The following is a 23,920-nucleotide window of genomic DNA, read 5'->3' as shown; positions in this document are numbered from 1 at the left end:
ACTGTTTATTTATGTAATTTCACTTCATCCTACATAGATTTCAAAAGAAAAAGATGGCTCTATACAGAGGCCATCTTTAAGTAAAGTATCCATGGTTGCGTACTAATTAATGCTAAACAACGATGAATTAACGAATTCGAGCCTTGCGGAAGCCGTCGAATATACTGATTGCCGCAGATACAACAAATATAATGATTATGCCGCCAATTAGCCATATTTCAAATTGCTTAGCAGAGGTGGTAAATAAATCACTCATGTACGTGATACTTTCTTGGTTTATTAAATTCGGATTACTTACTATCACAATGAATACAACGGTTGCGAAAAGCTCCACAATTGTATTAAAGATTGCCACTTTTTTCGTCCATTGTCCTTTCAGTAATTTGTAGAGAGCTAACCCTATTTCGAGAGCAATGACAACGATTACAATGGGCCAATAATGAAGTAAAACATCCTGATTTAAAGCTGGCATTACGAATTTGAGACCCTCTCCACCACCTTCATATATACCTAAAAGATGATTTGCATAAAAATAAAGAGTTGCCCAAATGGCCGTCCACATTAAATAGCCAAATACTTCAAGCTTGGTAATTGCTTTTTTCTTAGGAATATACATGACGGTTTTCAGATCTTCGGGAGTCCATTTTTTAAGACTTACTGACAACGGATGCTGTTCTTTTCCTTTATCAGTACGTTCCAAAATGACGAATACAACTGTTAGCCAGAAGAAGACATGTATGCCTACTTCGATGATTCTCCATATTCCTTCACCCATCATATTGATGACAGCATTCATAACCGCTTCTTCCCCACCAAAACTAATAAAATATTCAGCAATCATTGAGATTACCGCAATGACAGCGGCAATTGGTATAATCATTTTTAGTAACGAGAGGTATACATCAAAATAGCGAGGGCCGATTAAATGCATTGGTTGATCACGATAACCGCTCGCTAACGCTGCTGGGTTCCCTAACTTTTCCAGCACTTCCTTTACATCATGCTCATTGTAATCATCAGGCAGCATATCCCCAATGGTTGATCGTAACTCAAGTGCGATATCCTCACGATTTTTTTCAGGCAGCCTCCGCGTGACTTCTTGAATATAAATTTCAGTCAGATTCATCTTTATCCTCATCTCCTTTTAGTAATTCATAGAGTTCTTTTGAATTATTAATCCATTCTCGTTTCAATTGTAAAAAGACGTCTAATCCATATTCACTTAATACATAATATTTGCGGGGTCTACTCTCAGAGGTTTCCCAGCTACTTGTCACTAACTCTTGTTTTTCTAAACGGCGAAGCAATGGATATAAGGTACTTTGATCGATGTTAATGCCCGAATCTTCTAATAATTGAACAAGTGAATATCCATACTGCGGTGTTCGTAATTGACTTAAAACGGCTAATGTCAGTGTTCCTCTCCTAAGTTCAGTCATTAATGAATTCAGTAACGTACTCATTCGTTCACCTCTATTTCGCTTACTATATGATATACACTGTATAACTTATACTATGTATCATACACTATTGTTGTTACAACAACAAGCAATTTTATTTCCCTCTAGTCAAGCTTGTGTCCCATCCCTATTTCACGAAATTATGCTAGGTGCTTGGATTCAAGCAGTTAAATCGGAAAGGCAAAATTGATAGCAACAATGTTCGGTTAATTAAAGGTCCAATCACTGTATTATCGTCAAATTTCCAATACATAACATTTCAGACATTAGTCTGAAGACAATCTTTGACGTCACACGGTATATTGTATGTATACTTTTTAACGATAAAAGTATGAGGAAAAATCCTAGACAACCATTACGTATAGAAAAAAATGACTACGAAACGTTCAAGTATCTTAATTTATAAAACTATACGTAATGTGTTTGTTAGATTTGTACTTGAAAAATTACCAACAGGTATAACAGCTTGTACAACGTAGCGTACAGTGATGTTTTTTTATGCGATTTTTGCTAGGAGCAAAACTGTATGTTCAGACAATTGATTTGATTCAAATATTGTTGATTATAAAAAAGTACATCGGTATAAAAAGCCTAGAGGTGACTTCTATGAAAGAGAAAATGCATTTTACAATTTTAAGTAACGATTCAACTGACGGGGATGGCAGTTACGGAGTAGGTACCCTTGATCTAAATAATGTAACGTCAATTATTATAGATTGTGAAAAAGAGCACGTGTTTATAGATTTAGAAGCATTACACGGACGAAGTAAAATTGAAAAAAAAAGTTCGTTTTTCTCCTGACCTAGCTCATGCTAGCAACGATTATTATCGTTACTGGATAGTTTGGGTAGCGATTCAGGTTAATCAAAATGGTCCCTATTATGCGGGATGTACCGCAAGTGAAGGTCGCCTACTATGTGAAAAACAATGCCCTCCCAGCCATGTACAAAGCGTTCACAATATGAGTTAATTTTAGAAAAGGATCAAATTGGATGATTGTTGACCAATAAATATATCTCCAATTAAACTTGAGTCCTACTTTATTAATTTTCTAAAAACACCTAACAAGTGTCACATTCTCACTTGTTGAATATTGCGGATGAATTGAGCTGCTTGTGCGGAGTTTCGAGCCACCCATTGGGAGACAGAGAGCCACTATATATAAAATAACCTCTTGTATACTAAAGTTGCATGCAAATTAGCATGACACTACTATACAGGAGGTTATATTTCTGGTTAGTTATCGGAGGATTTTGGAAGTACTGTACCCTTTTATGGAAAAGAAGAGAATATCCCTGAGAGTTCTTTACTATGGTATCTACATTTTAGTGTGGTCTTTACCTCTTTTAAACCTAAGAGTTAAAAGTGTTCCAATAACTACTGCTGCAATAAAAATACCATATATATTCCCATTGAAAAACAAGGTGTTCGTGTACTGATTAATGATACTTCCTCTATATCCTTCTTCGAATGGATTATACCGGTGATTTGATAAAGCGTTTAATGTACTTGAAACATATGTTATTTGCAATATAGTCCCCATTACAAGTAAAACAATCCCAAACATGATATGTTTTTTCAATTCAGATAGTGGTTGCCGTTTAAAGCCTTGATAAATCCCTTTACTTAAAATAAATAAAAGGATAAGAAAAATTGGAATTAGGAAGTATAGAACAATGAGACCTAAATTCCCATTACCAGAAACCGCTTTATTTGGTCGTGGCTTGAAAGTAACTATATCTACCAGGAAGAATAATAATGTACTTGTAATAAGAATAATAATAAAAGTTGTAAATAAGGATTTTTTAAAGTTTGGTTTAATAAACTTATAACCTATAAAAAAAGCATAAATTGAAATGATTAATAAAAATATAGAGTTCATGCTCAAATCCTCCTTTGCTTTACTTATCAGGTTATAAAAATATTATATAACTACTCAGCCCATCTAAAAATCTGTACAACGAAGAGAGGGGAGAATTGTGCGTGTTACCTCTCTGTGAATGGGTCATCTAATTATGGACGTCCAAAGACCAGCTGTAATCTGTTGAACCGTCTAAGGAATCATCATGATGTCGTGTTGGCGGTTTTTAGTCCATCCTGCAATTCCAATCGACAACAATCAATTGGAACAGAGATCCCTTCTATTTATATCCAACAAAATCCACGACATTCAAGAACTCCGAGAAACGGCCAGAATTAGTTAAACCTTCAAGCGATAGAAAATAATAAACCCCTCCAAACCTGACACGTTCTTCTCTTAGTTGAACTGCCGAATTTACAGTGGCGAAAGAAATCGAAAAAATTCTCCATATAAAAGGAATGCGTGGTGCATTCCTTCAAAATTGTTACTTTTGTCTTTTTAATTTATTTAAGATAAATAAGCAAAACATAACAAGTTAGTTTTAAGTGAGAAACATTGATGAAATCTACCCTTAATTAGTAATAGAGGAAATACACTAAAAAAATTATTGTACTCTAATAAGAGCCATATAATCTGATGCGACTGTTATGTTGATTTTATATCCATCCTTTTCATATGTTATACCATGACCATCTATTTCGACTTGTTTCCAGCCATTTTTTTAATTACCATACGATAAGAAATAGGGATGGATGTCCCGTATGAGGATTTCCAACTATAGTTTTTCGGTGTTGAACTTTCTTCCTCTAAAATTGCTGAATTAGGGATAGGGAATCCTTGAAATTCTTCTAAATTCATATAATTTCTATCCATATTCAAATAGTAAATAAAACTTGAAAAAACAACCAATATCAAAATTATAAATCTATTTTTTTCAAATACATCCCCACTGTTCTTGGTATTTCCATATCTCTCAGACTTTTTTTAAAGAATCCTAAAGATAGATAAAAATGGAATGGTGATCAACTGAAATATCAATTAATAGCCACTCCATTTTATAAAGTATTTATTTAAATAGTTACATCAAAAGAATTATTTTCTGTATTTTGTTGAACAGAAGCATCCGCTTGATTTTTATTGTTTTGAGCTGCTGCTTTAAACGAACGTCATGCCTCTGTATAAATCGAATCAAATGTACTTTCTCGCGCATGTTCTGCGGACGTACCTACTGCTGTCCAGCCTTTTGCAGGTGAGAAACTAGCAATTTCGTTTCCATGCTTATCTTTTACCTGCAAATAGTTCACTTTATTTCGTTGCATAAATGGCAGGCTTATAAATGCTTGTGTAATAGCTCCTTTGCGGTTCGGTGATGCAACAGATACAAAACTATTTTTCATAGCCATATAGGAAGGGTTTTTATGCCCTCCAAATTTCCCATTGTCAAAATCTTTCTTTGCTTGTGCAATGATTGCTTTTTTATATTCCTCTTCACTCATGACAGGCGCTGTTTTAGTTGGCATAGCATTGCGCCATTATTAAAATGGGGCATTGTAATAGATGTTGAAGGATTTTCTACACCCAAAAGTTTTAATGTTAACTCATTAACATTCATACGATTCATTCATACCTATCCTTTGCCTAGTAGGAATAATAAAACGAATAAATTTCCCGAACTAAATCCATTGACAAAGACACTAACTTTCATTAAAATACCGAATTTAGTAACTTATCTATTAAACTTCGTTATTTAGTGCCTGTAATACTCCCTTAGAATACATAAATGACTTGCCATTAATCGTGAAGGGCTTACTTAAATCAAGTCCTACTCCTTCTGCAAACTTCGGAAAATGTTGTGCGAACATTTTATCATTATTGGCATTTGCTACAGCATTTCCATCAGTCAGACGAGCAAGCCTCATAAAAACTGCTACTAGTTCATTTGCTTCTTGACGGTCAGCTTGTGAATAAGATCGATGGATTTTAAGGGCTTCTCGTTGCTCTGGTGTTACAACATTAGAGTTTGGATTATCCCATATCATAGGACTGAAATTTGAATTAAAGCCGCCACCAGTTAAAAGTGTCCCATTCAGAGGTTTTCCATTTACAAAGCCGAGATGATAGTACACACCATTCGTAATATCAATAGAATTGGTTTGCTCATTAACGAATTTCGTTGGATTTATTTCTCTACGAATATTGTTATAGGATTGTACTAATTCAGCATAACTTTTACGTGATGCTTCAATTTTTTCTTGTTTAGAGTCTACTTTATCTATTTCAGTGTTAAATGAGTGTTGTTGTTGCGCTTGGGATGTAGAAACAATTCCCAAACTTCCAATGGAATTAAACGAAACTTTCATCAACTATTCCTCCATTTCAATTGATGTTAGTCCTTTTATTTCAACTAAGTCATCCTCCCCCAAAAGTGTTTGCTTGATAAGCATACTGTTAAAGCTAGAACATACATTTATGCCCCAGAAATTTATCAACTACACTTCGTTATTTAGTGCCTGTAATGCTCCTTTTGAATACATAAATGACTTGCCATTAATAGTGAAAGGCTTGTTTAAATCAAGCCCTACTCCTTCTGCAAATTTCGAGAAATGTTGCATAAACATAACATCATCATTCATACTAGCTACAGATTTTTTTCCTTCGGCTAACCGAGAGAGGCTCATAAAAACTGCTACTAGTTCATTTGCTCCTTGATGCTCTGCTTGTGAATAGGATTTGTGCGCCCTAAATGCGGCTTCTTGTTCGGGCGTTACCCTTGTACCAACTCCTGTCCACTGGATCATGGGGCTAAAATTTGAATTAAATCCACCACCTGTTAAGGCAGTACCATTAAGAGTCTTTCCATTAACCATACCTAAATGATAATACACACCATTAGTTATATTGATAGAATTTGTTTGTTTATTAACAAGCTGCGTAGGTGTTGCTCCCTGATAAATCGCATTGCAAGATTGGACAAATTCTGCATATTTTTCACGTGATGCTTCAATTTTTTCTTGTTTATAATCTGTTTTCATTTCTTCCATTTGAAAAGGCTTTTGATTCTGGTGTACTTGAAAACTAGCAATAGCTCCTAGATTTTTAAATGAAATTGGTTTTACCTCCATAAATTATTCCTCTCCTAAATCTTCTATTTCAATAAAAATCTCATCAGATGATTCATTTAGCAAGATTATACCAGATTTTGCACTTGCTGAATCTTCCCATAAAAGTATTTGCTTGATAAGCATAACGTTAAAGCTGGAACATATATTTATGCTCCAGCAATTTATCAACTACACTTCGTTATTTAGTGCCTGTAATACTCCCTTTGAATACATAAATGACTTGCCATTAATAGTGAAAGGCTTACTTAAGTCAAGTCCTACTCCTTCTGCAAACTTAGGGAAGTGTTGTTTAAACATTACATCATCATTCATACTAGCCACAGATTTTTTTCCTTCCGCTAACCGAGAAAGGCTCATAAAGACAGCCACAAGCTCATTTGCTTCTTGACGTTCAACTTGTGAATAGGACTGGTGTATTCTAAAAGCGGCTTCTTGTTCGGGTGTAACCTTTGTACCAACTCCTGTCCATTGTATCATTGGGCTAAAGTTAGAATTAAAGCCACCACCAGTTAAAGCTGTGCCATTAAGGGGTTTCCCATTGACTGAGCCTAAATGATAATACACACCGTTAGTAATATTGATAGAATTTGTTTGTTTATTAACAAGCTGTGTAGGCGTCGCTTCTTGATAAATATTATTGCAGGATTGGACAAATTCCGCATATTTTTCACGTGATGCTTCAATTTTTTCTTGTTTTGAGTCTACTTTATCTATTTCAATATTAAAAGAATTTTGACGCTGATGAGCTTGGAATGTAGAAGCCATTCCTAAATTCCCAACAGAATTAAAGGAAACTTGCATTAACTATTCCTCCATTTCTACTGATGTTTGTCCTTCTAATAAAATAAAATCAGCTTCCTTCACAAAATTTTCATTAGGAGATTCATTTAGCATAAAGACACCCGATTTTGCACTTGCTGAATCATTCCATAAAAGTGTTTGCTTGATAAGCATAACGTTAAAGCTGGAACATATATTTATGCTCCAGCAATTTATCAACTAAACTTCGTTATTTAGTGCCTGTAACACTCCCTTTGAATACATAAATGACTTGCCATTAATAGTGAAAGGCTTACTTAAGTCAAGTCCTACTCCTTCTGCAAACTTAGGGAAGTGTTGTTTAAACATTACATCATCATTCATACTAGCCACAGATTTCTTTCCTTCCGCTAACCGAGAAAGGCTCATAAAGACCGCCACAAGTTCATTGGCTTCTTGACGTTCAGGTAGTGAGTAGGATTGTCGCATTTTAAGTGCTGCTTCTTGCTCTGGTGTTACAATGGACGAACCTGGTACTTTCCATATTTTAGGACTAAAATTCGAGTTGAATCCTCCACTTGCTAAAGGCGTACCATTCAAAGGTTTTCCATTTACTGTTCCTAAATTATAGTAAACACCTGCTACAATATTAATAGAATTTGTTTGTTTGTTGACAAGTTGAGTTGGAGTTGCCCCATGATAAATAGAATTGCTAGATTGTATGAATTCTGCATATTCTTTACGTGAGGTTTCAATCTCCGCTTTTTTAGAATCTATTTCACCTTCTGCTATTTTAAAGGGTGGAGAGGGTTGATTGATCTGAAAATTAGCAACCCACCCTAGATTTTGTATTGAATTCACTATAGCTGTCATCGGTTATTCCTCCTTTAAATTAACCAACGTTACTTCTTGTTTTTCAACAAGGCTATCTTTATCAACAAGAATTCCATTAGGTGATTCATTTAACATAAACGAACCAGATTTCGCACTCATAGAATCTTCCCATAATATAGTTAAAACAGGCTGTATATAACCTGAGCCGTTGAATTTTGATGATTTAAAACTAGCAAACCAATTTTGTTTAACAGGTTGACCACCAAAATTATAATTGTAAAAACCTGAATCCATCTGATAGCCAGACCCATCTTGCTTAAATAGACCAACAACCGTTGTATCATAAGACATACCACAAGTTGTACAAATACTCCAATTTAATTTAGCTGCTGTCACAACCGCTGTATCAGGAATAGAGCTTATATTTCTTAAATCCCAAAAACCATCTTCAGACCATTGATTGAGACTATAGGCGTAGATAGTAGACGGTGAACTTGCCCCAGCGCTGTAAGTAGTTGCTGCTGATGCGTTTTGTGGCATAAACAATACTAAGAACAATGCAAAAATTGAGAAAAATGAAGTTAATTTTTTCATGATAAAACCTCTTTCTAAAATTTTTTTTATAAAGCTATCGAACAAACTTTACACCTTCTATTTATATTATATTAGACATCCCCCCTTCCAAAGTATCTGAATAGTCATGGAATTTCTGTTCATGTGCAATCAATATTTTAAAAATAGAGTAATAAAGTTATTGTTATCAAAATTAAATTATTATTTAAAAGTTAAATTGCCCATATACACTGATACTTGTCGTATTTGTAGCTACAGAACGAATAGCAACATAATATTGCCCACTAGGAGCTGTTTCTGGCAAGACAATCGAACCACCAATTTGACTTCCACCTGTACGTTCACTTGACCAATATCTTGTATCTGTAGCGGCATTAACTAATCCTATTTGAATATTTTGATTAGATGGACTCCATGTAATATTTGTGATATTTACCTTTCCACCGCTTTGAATGTAATAAGAATTACTTGATTTAACAAACTTATTTACTCCCAACGAAGAAGAAGAAATATTAAAACTTAATAAAGGAGTTACTCCATCAATAGATGCCTCTTCAATGGAAAAATCACTTTCCACAAAAGATTCAGCTATTAAAATTTCGTTTTCTAAATTACTTGATGAATTTTCCATAGCACTTACAGAATCTTGACTTATCCATATCATTAAAATTAGACTAAACATTGCTATAAAGATTTTTTTGAACATATTCTATTCCTCCCCTTTATAAATTAAGAAACAAACTAAGAAAAGACACATTACATGAAAAGTAATAATATATTAATTTTAGCTATAAATTACTTTCAAACTAAAAAAATATATTTTGTACCCAACAATTTGTATATATTTTTTATTTAAGAAGCCCTATCCTTTGGGTAGGGCTTCTTCATTATTCTTCTAAAATAATTTCATTTCTTTCAATCTTTTTTAAAATTTTTTTCCATTCCTCTTTAGAAAATTTTGATTCATCTGATAATTTAACAGACATTAATTCAGAATGCCCTTCTTCTTCTATCGAGGTATCAAAAGATTCCTCTGTTAATGTTAAAACCTCCTCCTTAATAGGTGAAATGTTGTTATGAGTATATTCAGAACTTACAATACTCACACCACTAAAAATGAAGAGTATAACTATAGATAACATACCAATTGGTCTACTTACCTTTTTGTCAGTTAGCATTCGCTGTAATCTCTTTTTTAATTTCATTTTCCCTGTCGTAAAAAAGGGGGCTGAAAAAGGAGAGAGTGAATGCCTTTGAGCACGTTGCATCATATTTAAAATTGTTTCAGCATACTTTTTTCGCTCTGACAAAGACATGGACATGACAACATACTCATCACAAGAAAGCTCACACCACTTCGTTAACTCTTTTTGTAAAAGATAAATCAACGGATTATACCAGTGTAGAATGATAGCGAAAATTCCCAATCTTTTCACCCATAAATCTTTTTTCTTATAATGAATCAATTCATGTTTGAGAATCAAAGCTAACTCGTCATTCGGAATCTCATACATTGGTAACACAATCGTTGGCTTAAATAGACCTATCAAAATAGGGCTAATATTTTCTTGACAATATGTAAGGCGAATTCTATTTTTTAATTTCATATTTCTTTGTTGTTGCGCTAAAATTTTCCATACTTCATGGTCTTTAGGAACTGGTATCAAGTTTCGATATAATTTTCGATATCCACTTTGATACATAAATAAAAACCATCCACTTGCTACAATCGCACCAACTAACCAAATGATAAACAGTATTTGTACAAAATTTTCTGTTAACCAAACTGTATTTTGTTGTACGAAAAGCAGCTGTTCCCCTTCTATTGGCTGATGATTTTTCTTTAATAAGAGGGGGACATTCAATAGGAGAAATACAGGTACTAGGAAAAAGAAAAGCGCTAATTTTCTATTCCAGTAATACCATCTCGCTGTGAGTGCCTCTCTTGAAATAACCGTCATACCATAATAAAGAATGAACATGCTACTACCCGCAACTGATAAAGCTACCACACTATTTAACCATGCATGCATTTATTCACCTACTTTTCGGAAAGCCATTGTTTTAGTTCATCTAATTCATCCTCTGTTACTTCATCATCATAGAGTGTTGCTAAAAAAGTTGTCATAGAGCCTTGATACATCGTGTCTAATACACTTTTCGCTTCTCGTTTTTTATACTCTTTAAAAGTTACACAAGGACTATAATGATTCACACGCCATTTCCCTCTTGTGACAGACAGTAACCCCTTATCAACTAATTTCGATAAAAAGGTATTAATGGTTTGTCCTTTCCAAGACTTTTCTGAAAAGATCTCTAACAATTCACTTGATGTAACAGAACGATTCAATTTCCAAATAACTTGCATAACTTCCATTTCTGTATCAGTTAATTTCTGGAATTCAGTCATTTTTTTCCTCTTTTCTATGAATTCACTATTATTAAACTACAACAACATAGTAACATTCACTATAAAAATTTAGTTTTATAAACTATAACCTTATAGTAAAGTCTACTATGGCTATTTAATTTTTGTCAATATATAACATTTCAGAATTTTCCATGTCTTTTTATGCTGAAACAGCAAGAAAAAGGAGAAACATTCTACTATGATTCAATTTAACTTTTTTACTTCAAATTTTTAAAAAATTCATGATAATTTTTGGCATTTTGGAAGAAATCCAGTTGAAGTTATGAAAGGGGAAATCACCAACACCTTTGCAAATGCGAAGGGGGGTGAGTGCATGAAACCTATTCGTACCGAGTGGCAAGTGCGTTGTGCATTTAATAGCTCTTGTAAGCGAGTTTTGAAGAATGAAGCCATCAATGCTTATAACCAAAGGCGAAAACAACAAGCACAAGACGACCTTTTCTGACCCTACAACACAGCAGAAAAACCAACTTTATACGTTAGATACTTATGAAAAAGGTTCTCTATGCGTAAGCTTTGTGACGAGCGAGGAAACACTTATTGGGGTATTGATGGGGACATCATGACCGTTTGCGCTCAAAACTAATGCAATCTATTTTAATATTTAAGATTTAAGTGGACGCCATATCCATCCTCCTTTCGTTTGAATTGTTCGTGGATTTTGCTCTTTGACAAAAAACTAGAAACATCGTGTAATATAACAAAAATTAGATACGTTCTGTTGATGACAAGTCATTAAACAAATTCAGGGATACTCCCAAACTTTTGTGCAAGTTTTGGAAACTGATTAAGGTGTCAATTTTCACTCTTTTAGTTGATACCTTTTTGTTTGAATGATTATCAAATATCAATTTATCGTATGATAACTAATATTTCCTAAACCAACTAACAAAACAAGACTTTCTTTTGTTAGTTGGTTTGAACAAAAGGTGGGGCTTTTCATTCTGTATATACAATAATTACCAAAAAATATATTTAGTTACTATTTTTGCATTCCCTCTCTTCTTATATTCTGATACAATTAACAATATATATTTTTACTTTTTTACCATATAATTAATGCTCTTTGATTTGGAAATAGGATTCGTTTCATCCTTCTTATAATATTGTTTAGTTGTTTAACATATAAAATTTTTCATTTATCACTATATCTATTGAACGCTATTTTTATCATTTTATAGAAAATGAACTATATTGAAAGGGTGAACTTCAATCATGAAAATTACAAATTTCTCACAAATGCAGTCTACTTCTATTAACACAACAAGTAATGACACTAAGAAAAAAGATAGTCAAATTCATTTAACAGAAACCTATATCCCTACAACAAAAAGCGTCCAAACTGACAACTCGATACGGAATTATACACCCCATGAAATTGGGAAGCAAACCAATGTTAAGACAGCTTCCATGTATTCCAATAATTTAGCAACACCTGATTGGGATGTGCTACCAACCAAAGGGAAGCAAGTACCCTCACAGGAGGATTTAATAGAACAAATTAAAGCTCTAGCCATGAGAACAGCAAAAGCGGCAAATGCTCCAACACATAGGAATAGCAATGAAAGTTATGCCATTGACAGACAATTTGCCATATTACTTGCACAATATATTTCACCTGTATCACCTGACCGTCAAGCACTGCATCAACAGGCTATGAAAGCCATTAAGCAATTTGAAGCTGAAGAAAAAGAGAATTCGACACCTTTAGGAGAAATATCACTTGTCACCTATCTAAACAAAATGGATTGGGGAATAGAGAAAACTATAGCCATGTCTACTGATGGTATCATTAAACCGAAGCAGAATTCTTTAGGTGGTTATGATTATGAGGTTGTAGTTGGAGGACAAACATTATTAACAAGCATTAATGGAGAGTGGCATTATGGTTTAACACCTGCTGAACAACACAAGAAGGATGAATTTCATAAAATATATTGGTCGTTTGTAGACCAAGCAAAGAATGAATTAAAAAACTTATCAAACAAGCAAGAATAATTCATTCTTTGTAAGTTTACCATTATTTTTAACGCATTTTTTTACAAAATATGGTTAATATTATAATATATGTTTATATCGCAGTTTTGAAATATTTGAAAATTAACTAAGGTGGGATTGAATTTGAAAAAACTTATATATGCTGGATTAACAGCAGCTATGGTATTATCTACAGGTACTTCTGCTACTCATGAGAAAATATAGGTTACCATCTCCTGTTTTTCATACTACTTAACGATGGCTAAAATATCCTTTGGCTCATAGAAAACGTAATCTGCCTCCTCAAAGCCAATGGTGGATTTGGCTCCCCAATGGGCGAGGGCAAATTTGGCGCCTGCCTGCTTTGCGCATTGGAAATCATAAATAGAATCACCAATATAGATGGCCTCTTCAGGTGCTATCTGTAATGCGTCTAGACATTTTAACAGCGGCTCTGGATGTGGTTTATGCTTTACCGTATCACTGGCACTTACAATATGGTGGAAATACTCACTTAACCCAAACGGCTCAAACTCATCCACTACCTCTTGCGCTGTTTTAGAAGTGACAATACCTAATTGTAGCGGCTTTGCTGCAAGGTGCTGAATAACTTCCTCTAGACTTTCGAAAACAGCCACTTCATGTGAAAAATCCAGCACAGCCGCAGACCATTTCTGATGCACAGCCTCTACGTCATCCACGTTAAGCCTCTGCAATGCATCTTTTCCTGGGATGCCTAAAGTAAATCGTAATGCCTCAAAGGGATAGTCCTTTTGTGTTTCTTCTCGTAAGGTTCTTTGCAAAGACTGTAAAATCGCTTTCTCCGTATCCAAAATCGTTCCATCTACATCAAATATAATCGCATTTAACATGTATATCCTCCTAGTTAAAGCACGCTATTTACATATGTGCATAATTGCTGATACATTTCCTCTTCATAATCCTTCTGGCCTCTTATAAATTTCTCCTTTAAATTATAAAAACATATTTCAAGATATTCCTGATTATGATGCTGTTGAAAGGGTTTCCTATCCTTTACTGGACCTAAATCCTTAAAGTAGTGATTCTTTTTTTCGTAGGTTCGAATTTGATAGCCCCGCTTCTTCATTTCAGCCATGACTTTTTCTGTATACAAATATAAGTCTTCTTTCGGGTATTCGTATATATAATTAATCAGAATGTGCTGATCCTCTTTCGCAAATATGCTATTTAGCTCTCTCCACTGTGACAGTAGTTGTCCTTTTGGTAGATACGCAATTAAATCGATGTGCCATAACCTCATGTGCCTTCCCCTTTCTATTCATCAACCATTAATGTAAAATATTACTTACTATGATGCTATAACTGACGGAGGGATAGTATGGAAATCAAAACTGCAACGCTCGATGAAATTCCACAAATTGAGCGTTTATACCAAGAGCTTTTTTTAGAGATGTCGATTCTTCAACCTAAATATATCAAACCTGCCAAACAAGATGCTAACTTTATCAGGTTTACGATTATTGAAGAGGATTCAGATATTTTAATCGCAACAGTTGAGAACGAAGTAGTAGGCTTTTTGCTTATTAAAGAAACAACGACTCCACCCTATACTTGCTTGGTTGAGCACAAATATGCTTTTATTGTGGATGTAATTGTTGGCAAGCATTACCAAAATAAAGGAATTGGTTCTGCTTTATTAGATGAAGCGAAAAAATGGGCAGCCTATCGTCACTTGGACTATTTGGAGTTAAATGTATTGACTGAAAATAAAGGTGCTAAATCCTTATATGAAAAACACGGATTCAAGGATACGAACCAGACAATGCGCTTAGAATTTTAAGTATGTGATGAGAAAGAAGGGATTTCAATGGAAGAAATAAAAACCGTACAAAAGAAAGCAAACTTCGTAGTGCCTGTCTTTATTGGCATGGGATTAGGTGCGTTTATTGGATTACTTGCCTATGTAAAAGATTGGCTATAAAGAAAAATAGACAAAGCCCCTCAAACTGCTTTGTCTATTTTTCAACACTATATTAATTTACTTTCTTTCAGTAAATCATAAATGATTGTATCCTTTGTTTTATGAATACCCAATTTACCGATTTGCTTTAAAATAAATGGTGCATCAATATCTGTTAGTTTTTTACCATCCAGTAAACGAGCCGTTGATGCTAATAATGTGCGAATATCAAAGGCAGATGCAAATACCTCAGGCACGCCTCGGTCAATATTTAATAGTTGATAGACTGCCTCCATCGCCGTTCTTACGGAATATTCCGTAGTAAAGACAGTATCTCTTGCTGTTTCACTGAAGTTGCCAATAAAGGCTAAATTAGTAGACCCTTCTGGCACAACAAGTGGACGATCTCCTATTGCTCTTGGCATGAAATAAGAGGTGATGTAAGGCATATAGCATGGAATCGTATTGCAAGAATTTTGGGCAATGTCTGGAATTTCATCCACTGGTACACCCATATGGTATAACCACTCTTGGGCAATCTCAATGCCTGTACATTCCGTAATACTTTTCTTAATAAAATCACCTGGCTTGTTTGATAGTAAGCCATAAATCCAAACAACTAATTGGTTCTTTGGTTGATTTTTAAAGTGAGGTTGTCGGTTCAATGTATAGCTTAGCATCCAATTAGAATCGGTAGCTGTGACAATCCCTCCTGTTACGACCTTACCAGCGTATGGGTCCCTTTTACTGATTTTTTCAATATATGGAGCCACACGATCATCTAATGTTGTAAGGGTAGCTGAAACAAACCAGCTTTCCTCTGGTAGATTATCGCAGAACTTTTCTGGTCGACCAAACTCTTCACCTTGGGCAGCGATATTTTTCCACAGGGACCAGCTGCCACCTAAATCTTTATTGATAGGGGCTGGCGTATTATTATCCCCGTATGTTGTACTTTCTGTAATACTACCATTTGTCACAAACACTAACTCATTTTCTGTTAGTTCAATATTCTTTTTCACACCATCTTTTCGTAACACCAATGTATGAGCTACTTTCTTGTCTCCTACCTTATCAACTAAAACATTTTCTACAACCGTATTATATTGGAAATCAACATCATGACTTTCTAAGTATTTAATCATTGGCAGCACGAGCGATTCATACTGATTATACTTTGTAAATTTTAAGGCCGATAAATCTGGTAATCCGCCAATATGATGAATGAAACGCATAATATAACGACGCATTTCCATCGCAGAATGCCATTTTTCAAACGCAAACATTGTGGACCAATAGAGCCAAAAGTTCGATTCAAAAAATTCATCTGAGAAAACATCTGTGATTTTTTTATCCTCTAATTTTTCCTCAGGCGTAAAGAATAATTTAATCATTTCTTCTGAGGATTTGTCTGATAAAGTGAACTTGCCATCATCCTCAAGTCTTTGGCCTCTATCCTTCATTAATCGACATTTTGAATAATTAGGATCCTCTTTATTAAGCCAGTAAAATTCATCTAAAACGGAAGCATTTTCTACTTCTAACGAAGGAATGGAACGGAATAAATCCCATAAGCATTCAAAATGATCTTCCATTTCTCGTCCACCGCGAATAATAAACCCTCTCGTCGGATTAAGTATGCCATCTAGACTTCCTCCTGAAATATCTAACTCTTCAAGAATATGAATGTTCTCACCTTTCATTTGGCCATCACGAATTAAAAAACATGCTGCTGACAGTGAGGCTAGTCCTGAGCCAATCAGATAAGCAGACTTTTTATCGACTCCCTCAGGTTTTTTAGGACGTGCGAAAGCTTCATAGTTACCATTGCTGTAATACATATTACCGCCTCCTAATTTATTATTCTAATATAGAATAACACAGGTTATCGACAAAATGGTAAAATGAGCTAATAATTAACAAAAAATTCAAATCCGCTAATTGTGCGTTAATTTATCTTCCCTTCTCATTGGACAAAGCAAGTGCTTGTATTTTTATAAAAGAGAACCATACAGTAAATAATCGTAATAACCCCCTTAACGCCTGCCTTAAAAAGGAAAAACCAATTCAATAAGTTACTATTAGCTTTGCATAATTATTATCTCAATAAATCTTTTTTAACCTTCATTCCCTTTTTGAGGTTTAGCCAATTTCTCGTTACCTCGTTTAAAATTACCCGTAATTTTAGCTAACAATAGCTGGACTTCCTTTATCTGCCCCTCCACCTGCTTAATTTTTGCTAGTAGACGCTCAGCCTCTTTCTCCTTGACGATTTTAATTTGCTTGCCTTCATAATAAATAACGACAGTCCCCTTTTTTGTCGTTTGATATGAGAATGGTTCCTTGTTTAGTCTATTACGTTTATCGATTTCACTCACAGCTTCATCCCCGATTTCTTAATAATTAGATTCAATAATAAATGAATCTTAGCTTACAACTTTTTCTAATATGTTATTATTAACATATGTTATATAAATATGGTATTTTTAGTAACACTTCCAGCATAGTGATAAGGAGAGAGGTATTCATATGGAATGGTTGAATGTTCAAACACTAATTTGGTTGTTTCCTATTTTATTTATTATTCATGATTTTGAAGAAATTATTATGGTAGAGAAATGGTTACATCATAATCGTCATAAGCTGTATGAAAGATTACCCCAAAAAATAGCCGATAAAGTGGTGAAACAATTTTCAATGACCACAGCACAATTTGCTGTTGCTGTCTTATTTATCTTCTTGTTTGTCAGTCTCTCTACCATTCTGGTTAACTACTATTTTCTAAACGGAGTCACTTTTACTATCTATTTTTTCACAGCTGTTACACTTGTTTTCTTTATCCATGCTTTTACCCATATTGGACAATCGCTCTTATTTCGTTCTGTTACTCCAGGAGCTATAACATCAGCCATCATCATTATTCCCTATAGCATTATTTTATTTAAATCTTTGTTTACTAGTGGCATCCTTACTTGGCATATCGTTTTGATAAGCCTGCCTTTTGGCATACTATTTTTCCCCATTGTCTTTACTGCGCATTGGCTAGGAAAAAGAGTGATATAGATACATGTTCATGAAAAGATAGAAAGGAGGCAGGAGAGTGGCAAAAACTCCGATTTATTTAAAGTTGATGATTGCTATTGGGATGGTTATTATCCTAGCTTCGTTGTACTTTTTAAAAGACCATCCTTATTATTTATGGATTAGGTGGACAGGTAATATTTTATTGATCGTAGGCATTGTATGGATGCCGTTTACTAAAGAAACCGATAAAAAACATGTAAATTCTTAGCAGGAGTAAATCTTCTGCTTTTTTTTGCGGTAAATTTACCTACGATTATAATAAAAGTGATAAAATCAGATAAAAAAAGAAGGTCTTTGTATGTTAGAAAAACTAAATGTATTTCTCCAAAAATACATTGCGATCCTGACACCATTAAGTTTAATTGTAGGTGTATTCTTAGAAAGCATTGGACATCATTTATTATTCCTTGTCTCCTGGCTATTTGCCTTCATGACATTCTCAGGAAGCTTACATATGAAATTTAAAGATATAAAAATTTTCATGAAGCATCCAGTTCTCATTTTATTCTCCATCCTTTTTCTTCATCTCTTGATGCCTTTATGGGCTTATTTCTTATCCACCGTTTTGTTCGATGACCATTTGTTGACTATTGGTTTTGTCTTAGCGGTTGCACTTCCAACAGGCGTAACGAGTGTTATTTGGATCAATATTTGCAAAGGGAACTTACCGTTAGGCTTATCAATTATTTTAATTGATACGCTCCTTTCTCCCATCATCCTCCCCTTCATCCTTTATATCGTTTCGGGTGAAAAAATTGAGTTGGATGTGGCATCCCTGATTCTGAATTTACTATGGATGATTGTCTTACCCACGATTTTAGGTATCTTAGTGAATGAACTTTCGAAAGGAGCCATCCCCAAAAAAATCGGTAAAAAACTTGCTCCTTTTTCAAAGCTATGTTTATTTGCGGTCATATTGATTAATAGTAGTGCCATTGCTCCCTACTTAAAGGATATCAACATGCATCTTTTCTTCGTGGTGCTTTTAGTGTTCTTACTTGCAGTCTCAGGCTATCTATTTGCTTACCTCGTAGGCCGATATCTGTTAAAAGACGGTCCACAAATGGCAACCTTTGTTTTTACTGGTGGCATGAGAAATATTGCAGTCGGTGTCATCGTGGCCACAACGTACTTTCCAGGTAAAGTCGCCATGCCTGTTGTGTTCGGTATGCTGTTTCAACAGGTGCTAGCCTCCGTTTTTAGTAAGATGGTAAATCCTTTGTTTAAACCAGATAAGAGCACCGTATAGACGGTGTTCTTATTTTAGGTTTGCACTTATACTAAATAGGAGAAGCTTTTATTTATATTTGAAGGGTGTGCTAATATGTCATACAATTTCCAACTTACATCACCAAAAATATCCCCGAATCTTGACAAAGCAAATTTTCAGGATATTTTTTATGAGGAGGAACCCTATTTAACAAATTGCAAGATTACGGATACGGTCATTGCTCACGAGGATATTGAACGATTAATCGTCTCTAATGTTATCTTTAAAAATGTCACATTCATCGATTGTACCTTTCAAAAAATTGATTTAACGGACGTCATTTTTGAAAACTGTGATTTATCTAACACTAACTTAAGTGAAGGCATCATTCATAGAGTGGCCTTCAAAAACTGTAAACTATTAGGGTTGAATTTAACTGAAGCAAACCTCGGCAATGTTTCATTTGAAAATTGCCTTGCAAACTTAAGTAATTTCCCCGAAGTGCGCTTTAAACAAGTGCTATTTGATAGCACCTCCCTGCAAGGTGCGAATTTTTATGATTGTTTACTTAATAAGGTGGCGTTTCAAGAAAGTGATCTAAATGATGTGGATTTCTCCCAAACTTCCTTAAAAGGAATAGACATCAGTACATGTAAATTTAAAAGACTTCAAGTAACTCCAGAAAGTTTAAATGGGTGTGAAGTCTCTACTGAACAAGCCATAGGTTTTGCTTCATTACTAGGGTTGAAGGTTAAATACTAGTTTAAGGGCTTAAAAGTTCAAGAAAAAAATAAAGCGCTTATCCTTATGCTCGGATAGCGCTCAATTTTTACAATTTGTTAATCTGCTATTTTATCGTCTTTTAGAATTCTATCCTCCTAATTTGCGGGGCTATCCCTCACTTTGAGCGTTCTATCCGCTACTTTTTCAGTTTTATCCTCCACTTTTAGAATTCTATCCTGCTATTTGAGGGCTATCCTCCTCTTTAAGCGTTCTATCCTGCTATTTGAGGGGTATCCTCCACTTTGAGCGTTCTATCCGCTACTTTTTCAGTTTTATCCTACACTTTTAGCATTCTATCCTCCTATTTGAGGCTTATCCGCTACTTTGAACGTTCTATCCGCTACTTTTTCAGGCTTATCCTGCACTTTTAGCATTCTATCCTTCTATTTGAGGCTTATCCTCCACTTTGAGCGTTCTATTCGCTACTTTTTCAGTTTTATCCTACACTTTTAGCATTCTATCCTTCTATTTGAGGGCTATCCTCCACTTTGAGCGTCCTATCCGCTACTTTTTCAGTTTTATCCTGCACTTTTAGCATTCTATCCTGCTATTTGAGGGGTATCCTCTACTTTGAGCGTTCTATCCGCTACTTTTTCAGTTCTATCCTGCACTTTTAGCATTCTATCCTGCTATTTGAAGCTTATCCGCTACTTTGAGCGTTCTATCCGCTACTTTTTCAGTTCTATCCTGCACTTTTAGCATTCTATCCTGCTATTTGAAGCTTATCCGCTACTTTGAGCGTTCTATCCGCTACTTTTTCAGTTTTATCCTACACTTTTAGCATTCTATCCTTCTATTTGAGGCTTATCCTCTACTTTGAGCGTTCTATCCGCTACTTTTTCAGTTCTATCCTGCACTTTTAGCATTCTATCCTGCTATTTGAAGCTTATCCGCTACTTTGAGCGTTCTATCCGCTACTTTTTCAGTTTTATCCTGCACTTTTAGCATTCTATCCTGCTATTTGAGGCTTATCCGCTACTTTGAGCGTTCTATCCGCTACTTTTTCAGTTTTATCCTACACTTTTAGCATTCTATCCTGCTATTTGAGGGCTATCCTCTACTTTGAGCGTTCTATCCGCTACTTTTTCAGTTCTATCCTGCACTTTTAGCATTCTATCCTGCTATTTGAGGCTTATCCTCTACTTTGAGCGTTCTATCCGCTACTTTTTCAGTTCTATCCTGCACTTTTAGCATTCTATCCTTCTATTTGAGGGGTATCCGCTACTTTGAGCGTCCTATCCGCTACATTTTCAGTTTTATCCTACACTTTTAGAATTCTATCCTTCTATTTGAGGGGTATCCGCTACTTTTTGGAGTTTTATCCTGCGCTTTTAGCATTCTATCCTTCTATTTGAGGCTTATCCGCTACTTTGAGCGTTCTATCCGCTACTTTTTCAGTTTTATCCTGCACTTTTAGAATTCTATCCTCCTATTTGAGGCTTATCCGCTACTTTGAGCGTCCTATCCGCTACTTTTTCAGTTTTATCCTACACTTTTAGAATTCTATCCTCCTATTTGAGGCTTATCCTCTACTTTGAACGTTCTATCCGCTACTTTTTCAGTTCTATCCTGCACTTTTAGCATTCTATCCTTCTATTTGAGGGCTATCCTCTACTTTTAGCGTTCTATCCTCTATTTTTAGCGTCCTATCCGCTACATTTTCAGCTCTATCCCTCCTTTTATATAGCATTTCTATATGTTCTATTCCATCTTCTAAATAAACAGCTGATGTCGTTTTAAATCCAAAGCCCTCATAGAATTTTAGCAAATATGCCTGCGCAGAAATGCGGATTGCGTCTTCTCCAATATCATCTTGAATAAAATCAATTGCTCTTTTAACCATTTCCAGAGATAATCCCCTTCTTCTGTATGCTTGCTTTGTTAACACTCTTCCGATTGCTGCTTCTTGATATGCTATTCCTTTGGGTAGGATCCTTAAATACCCAACTACCTCTCCTTGGTCTTCACCAAATAAATGATAAGCATTTTCGTCTTTTGAATCTAGATCCTGATAGACACATTCTTGCTCTACCACAAAAACTTCCGCACGAACCTTCAGTATCTCATATAGTTCTTTTACGGTTAACTCATCAAATTTTTTTATCTTCCAATCCACTTTTATAGCCTCCTTATACTATTCAATTTAATAAAGTATAGCAAAAGTAGAATAAAAGTGGATCAGCTCCTTTTAATGTAAAAAATTAAACTACATAACAATCTAGAAATTTACTTGCGTCACTATTAAACTTCCATAGGATTCCGAATTCTCATTTCTTCTATGATCAGTTTTCGTTTGGCTAGGATCACCATGTTATCCATCTCAGACCGTCAAATCATTTTCTAATTTTATATTCGTCACTTCTTGTAGAAGCCGCTGGAGGACAGCAGCAAAAATGGCGATAACCAGTGAAACAAAAATAATGAGGAGTCCCACTATTCCAAAAGGAGGATCCATTTTGTTTGTTATAAAATGAAAAAGGGGTGCACCTAATACATGCAAGCCACTGATTATTATTGCACACCACTTTATGTACTTTAACGCTTTTACAGATAATTCCGAGAACGCTGTATTCGCATCAATGTACCTTAAAAGTTTAAAAGCCTGATAGAGAGCAATGTAAAAAGGTACAGCCGATCCATACATCACAATGAAAATCAGAGAATTCATTGGGTAAAAATTCGGATACAAACTCGATGCGAAATGAGCCATAGGAGGTACAAAAAATATACATAGGGCAAGAATGGCAATGCCAGCCAGAAGAATCATTCCCTTTAAGAAAGTTGTTAAACCTCGTTTACCATTCATAGAAAGCACCTCACTTAATTAATGACACTATAAATCTAACACAAAATTTATCGATTAACAATAAATAATAATTGTTTTTAACTATATTATTATTGTTATTTATATATTTGACATTCATTGAAATAATCACAAGCGCCTTACTACATTAGATTGTAGTAAGGAAGTTCTTTAAAAAGCACTTGACCTTCCCCTGCACAGGAAACTGTATACTTGCATTAAGTTATTAGATTGGAGGTGATCGTTTGTTTAAAATCAGTGAATTTTCTAGGCTAAGCAAAGTATCCTTGAAAACATTGCGCTATTATGATCAGATTGGCATATTAAAGCCGAGAAAGGTGGACCATGATACTTGCTACCGATACTATTCAGCAGACCAGCTACTAGAGCTCAATCGGATCTTTCTCTATAAGGAATTGGGGTTTACCTTGCCACAAATTATACGTTTGCTCCACGAAGATATTTCGTTAAAAGATATACAAGGGATGTTTAAGCTGAAAAAAAGTGAGATTCAACATATTATCCAGACGGAGCAGGCCAAGCTTGCACGAATTGAAGAACGTATGCAACTTTTAGAACGAGAGGGTCAGGTGGAATCAGATCAAGAAATCCGCATCAAGTCAGTGGATGCTCAGCAATTCCTTTCTTTAAAAGCACGCGGGAGAGAAGAAGATATTCCAGACCTGTTTTGTACATTTAATCAATTACTCACAAAGGAAATGCGCCAATTAGCTCAAAGTCCTCAGGTCGTTTTATGGAAAGAAATAGAGGAGAAAGAAGACGAGTTTGAATTTGAAGTCGGTTATTTTTTAACCAAGGAGCTTTCATCATTCCCTGATACATTTCAACTACGGACTCTTCCTCCTGAGCCAATGATGGCCACAATGACCTTTCGTTCGGATTCTAACTTTGCTTGTACAGCCTGTGTTGATTTAGCTAAATGGATTGTAGAAAATAACTATCAATTCAAGGAAAACGAACCAGGTAGAGAAATATATTTACCATTATCTACAACCCAAAACGTCCAATTAATGGAGATACAAATACCTATTATAAATTGCTGAAGGAAGCGTGAATTGAG

29 protein-coding genes and 1 pseudogene are annotated in these 23,920 nt (G+C 34.9%); 10 read left to right on the top strand and 20 right to left on the bottom strand.

Translation table 11 applies throughout. The annotated features are described in order from the left end of the window. Window positions 1–127: 127 nt before the first annotated feature. Window positions 128–1,126 carry a hypothetical protein gene (locus tag MKZ14_RS09875; RefSeq protein WP_333006654.1) on the bottom strand — a complete coding sequence of 333 codons (999 nt, stop codon included), beginning with the start codon at window positions 1,124–1,126 and terminating at the stop codon, window positions 128–130. Next, complete coding sequence (locus MKZ14_RS09870) at window positions 1,113–1,463, bottom strand: PadR family transcriptional regulator (RefSeq protein ID WP_016994532.1); 351 nt, start codon at window positions 1,461–1,463, stop codon at window positions 1,113–1,115. Before MKZ14_RS09870 ends, MKZ14_RS09875 begins: the two co-directional genes overlap by 14 nt. 603 nt (window positions 1,464–2,066) lie before the next feature. Between MKZ14_RS09870 and MKZ14_RS09865 the strand changes: the two genes are divergently transcribed. Together MKZ14_RS09865 and MKZ14_RS09860 are read left to right on the top strand one after the other, a co-directional pair. After that, window positions 2,067–2,261, top strand: a complete 195-nt coding sequence (locus tag MKZ14_RS09865) for a YwhD family protein (protein WP_333006653.1) — start codon at window positions 2,067–2,069, stop codon at window positions 2,259–2,261. Continuing rightward, window positions 2,233–2,430: a YwhD family protein gene (locus MKZ14_RS09860; RefSeq protein ID WP_333006652.1), complete on the top strand. Its 198-nt coding sequence runs from the start codon at window positions 2,233–2,235 to the stop codon at window positions 2,428–2,430. The genes MKZ14_RS09865 and MKZ14_RS09860 overlap by 29 nt, the downstream gene beginning before the upstream one ends. Before the next feature lie 348 nt (window positions 2,431–2,778). Here MKZ14_RS09860 and MKZ14_RS09855 read toward each other — a convergent pair whose 3' ends face one another. The 12 genes from MKZ14_RS09855 to MKZ14_RS09800 form a co-directional block, all read right to left on the bottom strand. Further along, on the bottom strand, window positions 2,779–3,342 hold the full coding sequence (locus MKZ14_RS09855; RefSeq protein ID WP_333006651.1) for a hypothetical protein: 564 nt from the start codon (window positions 3,340–3,342) through the stop codon (window positions 2,779–2,781). A 672-nt stretch (window positions 3,343–4,014) separates the two neighbouring features. Continuing rightward, entirely contained in the window at window positions 4,015–4,179 is a 165-nt protein-coding gene (locus tag MKZ14_RS09850; protein WP_333006650.1) for a hypothetical protein, read from the bottom strand. A 308-nt stretch (window positions 4,180–4,487) separates the two neighbouring features. Next, complete coding sequence (locus MKZ14_RS09845) at window positions 4,488–4,841, bottom strand: hypothetical protein (RefSeq protein ID WP_339280886.1); 354 nt, start codon at window positions 4,839–4,841, stop codon at window positions 4,488–4,490. Window positions 4,842–5,054: 213 nt separating this feature from the next. Beyond that, complete coding sequence (locus MKZ14_RS09840; RefSeq protein WP_339280885.1) at window positions 5,055–5,681, bottom strand: hypothetical protein; 627 nt, start codon at window positions 5,679–5,681, stop codon at window positions 5,055–5,057. 129 nt (window positions 5,682–5,810) lie between these two features. After that, window positions 5,811–6,443 (bottom strand): hypothetical protein, encoded by a 633-nt coding sequence (locus MKZ14_RS09835; RefSeq protein ID WP_339280884.1) that lies wholly within the window; start codon window positions 6,441–6,443, stop codon window positions 5,811–5,813. Window positions 6,444–6,611: 168 nt separating this feature from the next. After that, window positions 6,612–7,244: a hypothetical protein gene (locus MKZ14_RS09830; RefSeq protein ID WP_339280883.1), complete on the bottom strand. Its 633-nt coding sequence runs from the start codon at window positions 7,242–7,244 to the stop codon at window positions 6,612–6,614. A 3-nt stretch (window positions 7,245–7,247) separates the two neighbouring features. Next, a complete protein-coding gene (locus tag MKZ14_RS09825; RefSeq protein ID WP_339280882.1) occupies window positions 7,248–7,397 on the bottom strand; it encodes a hypothetical protein in 150 nt (49 codons plus the stop codon). A gap of 45 nt (window positions 7,398–7,442) precedes the next feature. Further along, window positions 7,443–8,075 (bottom strand): hypothetical protein, encoded by a 633-nt coding sequence (locus MKZ14_RS09820; RefSeq protein WP_339280881.1) that lies wholly within the window; start codon window positions 8,073–8,075, stop codon window positions 7,443–7,445. A 3-nt stretch (window positions 8,076–8,078) separates the two neighbouring features. After that, complete coding sequence (locus tag MKZ14_RS09815; RefSeq protein ID WP_339280880.1) at window positions 8,079–8,630, bottom strand: hypothetical protein; 552 nt, start codon at window positions 8,628–8,630, stop codon at window positions 8,079–8,081. Between the two features lie 184 nt (window positions 8,631–8,814). Then, window positions 8,815–9,315, bottom strand: coding sequence for a hypothetical protein (locus MKZ14_RS09810; RefSeq protein WP_339280879.1), 501 nt, complete (start codon window positions 9,313–9,315; stop codon window positions 8,815–8,817). A 181-nt stretch (window positions 9,316–9,496) separates the two neighbouring features. After that, the gene (locus MKZ14_RS09805) at window positions 9,497–10,642 is read right to left on the bottom strand and encodes a M56 family metallopeptidase (RefSeq protein ID WP_339280878.1); all 1,146 of its coding nucleotides are present in this window, start codon (window positions 10,640–10,642) and stop codon (window positions 9,497–9,499) included. 8 nt (window positions 10,643–10,650) lie between these two features. Continuing rightward, complete coding sequence (locus tag MKZ14_RS09800; protein WP_016994115.1) at window positions 10,651–11,019, bottom strand: BlaI/MecI/CopY family transcriptional regulator; 369 nt, start codon at window positions 11,017–11,019, stop codon at window positions 10,651–10,653. 523 nt (window positions 11,020–11,542) lie between these two features. On the opposite strand from MKZ14_RS09800, the pseudogene MKZ14_RS09795 reads away from it, so the two are divergent. Both MKZ14_RS09795 and MKZ14_RS09790 read left to right on the top strand, forming a co-directional pair. Then, window positions 11,543–11,655: pseudogene (locus tag MKZ14_RS09795) on the top strand (helix-turn-helix domain-containing protein); the annotation flags it as partial. A gap of 600 nt (window positions 11,656–12,255) precedes the next feature. Further along, on the top strand, window positions 12,256–13,038 hold the full coding sequence (locus MKZ14_RS09790) for a hypothetical protein (protein WP_339280877.1): 783 nt from the start codon (window positions 12,256–12,258) through the stop codon (window positions 13,036–13,038). 227 nt (window positions 13,039–13,265) lie between these two features. Here the strand turns inward: MKZ14_RS09790 and MKZ14_RS09785 are convergent, their stop codons facing one another. Beyond that, on the bottom strand, window positions 13,266–13,889 hold the full coding sequence (locus MKZ14_RS09785; protein ID WP_339280876.1) for an HAD family hydrolase: 624 nt from the start codon (window positions 13,887–13,889) through the stop codon (window positions 13,266–13,268). Between the two features lie 14 nt (window positions 13,890–13,903). Next, window positions 13,904–14,299 carry a pyrimidine dimer DNA glycosylase/endonuclease V gene (locus MKZ14_RS09780; RefSeq protein WP_258858770.1) on the bottom strand — a complete coding sequence of 132 codons (396 nt, stop codon included), beginning with the start codon at window positions 14,297–14,299 and terminating at the stop codon, window positions 13,904–13,906. Between the two features lie 78 nt (window positions 14,300–14,377). Here MKZ14_RS09780 and MKZ14_RS09775 point away from each other — a divergent pair, with 78 nt between their 5' ends. Next, entirely contained in the window at window positions 14,378–14,839 is a 462-nt protein-coding gene (locus MKZ14_RS09775) for a GNAT family N-acetyltransferase (RefSeq protein WP_016994120.1), read from the top strand. Window positions 14,840–15,027: 188 nt separating this feature from the next. Here MKZ14_RS09775 and MKZ14_RS09770 read toward each other — a convergent pair whose 3' ends face one another. Continuing rightward, complete coding sequence (locus MKZ14_RS09770) at window positions 15,028–16,800, bottom strand: oleate hydratase (protein ID WP_339280875.1); 1,773 nt, start codon at window positions 16,798–16,800, stop codon at window positions 15,028–15,030. 276 nt (window positions 16,801–17,076) lie between these two features. Then, window positions 17,077–17,337, bottom strand: a complete 261-nt coding sequence (locus tag MKZ14_RS09765; protein ID WP_103117981.1) for a hypothetical protein — start codon at window positions 17,335–17,337, stop codon at window positions 17,077–17,079. 151 nt (window positions 17,338–17,488) lie between these two features. On the opposite strand from MKZ14_RS09765, the gene MKZ14_RS09760 reads away from it, so the two are divergent. The 4 genes from MKZ14_RS09760 (at window position 17,489) to MKZ14_RS09745 (ending at window position 20,015) form a co-directional block, all read left to right on the top strand. Further along, a complete protein-coding gene (locus MKZ14_RS09760) occupies window positions 17,489–18,022 on the top strand; it encodes an HXXEE domain-containing protein (RefSeq protein WP_339280874.1) in 534 nt (177 codons plus the stop codon). Between the two features lie 37 nt (window positions 18,023–18,059). Continuing rightward, window positions 18,060–18,251 carry a hypothetical protein gene (locus MKZ14_RS09755; protein WP_258858773.1) on the top strand — a complete coding sequence of 64 codons (192 nt, stop codon included), beginning with the start codon at window positions 18,060–18,062 and terminating at the stop codon, window positions 18,249–18,251. A gap of 90 nt (window positions 18,252–18,341) precedes the next feature. Then, window positions 18,342–19,292, top strand: a complete 951-nt coding sequence (locus tag MKZ14_RS09750) for a bile acid:sodium symporter family protein (RefSeq protein ID WP_339280873.1) — start codon at window positions 18,342–18,344, stop codon at window positions 19,290–19,292. Between the two features lie 75 nt (window positions 19,293–19,367). Next, window positions 19,368–20,015 (top strand): pentapeptide repeat-containing protein, encoded by a 648-nt coding sequence (locus MKZ14_RS09745; RefSeq protein ID WP_339280872.1) that lies wholly within the window; start codon window positions 19,368–19,370, stop codon window positions 20,013–20,015. 1,606 nt (window positions 20,016–21,621) lie between these two features. On the opposite strand, the gene MKZ14_RS09740 is transcribed toward MKZ14_RS09745, so the two are convergent. Further along, on the bottom strand, window positions 21,622–22,152 hold the full coding sequence (locus tag MKZ14_RS09740; RefSeq protein ID WP_333006638.1) for a GNAT family N-acetyltransferase: 531 nt from the start codon (window positions 22,150–22,152) through the stop codon (window positions 21,622–21,624). 204 nt (window positions 22,153–22,356) lie between these two features. Then, window positions 22,357–22,842: a DUF2975 domain-containing protein gene (locus MKZ14_RS09735; protein WP_036080920.1), complete on the bottom strand. Its 486-nt coding sequence runs from the start codon at window positions 22,840–22,842 to the stop codon at window positions 22,357–22,359. Window positions 22,843–23,084: 242 nt separating this feature from the next. Between MKZ14_RS09735 and MKZ14_RS09730 the strand changes: the two genes are divergently transcribed. After that, entirely contained in the window at window positions 23,085–23,903 is an 819-nt protein-coding gene (locus tag MKZ14_RS09730; protein WP_333006637.1) for a MerR family transcriptional regulator, read from the top strand. The last annotated feature ends 17 nt before the right edge of the window (window positions 23,904–23,920 follow it).

The sequence above is a fragment of the Lysinibacillus sp. FSL P2-0066 genome (genome assembly GCF_037969495.1).
In the GTDB taxonomy this organism is placed as follows: Bacteria; Bacillota; Bacilli; order Bacillales_A; family Planococcaceae; genus Lysinibacillus; species Lysinibacillus boronitolerans.
Note: the sequence above shows the minus strand (reverse complement) of the source record. Positions and strands in the feature narration are given on the sequence as shown.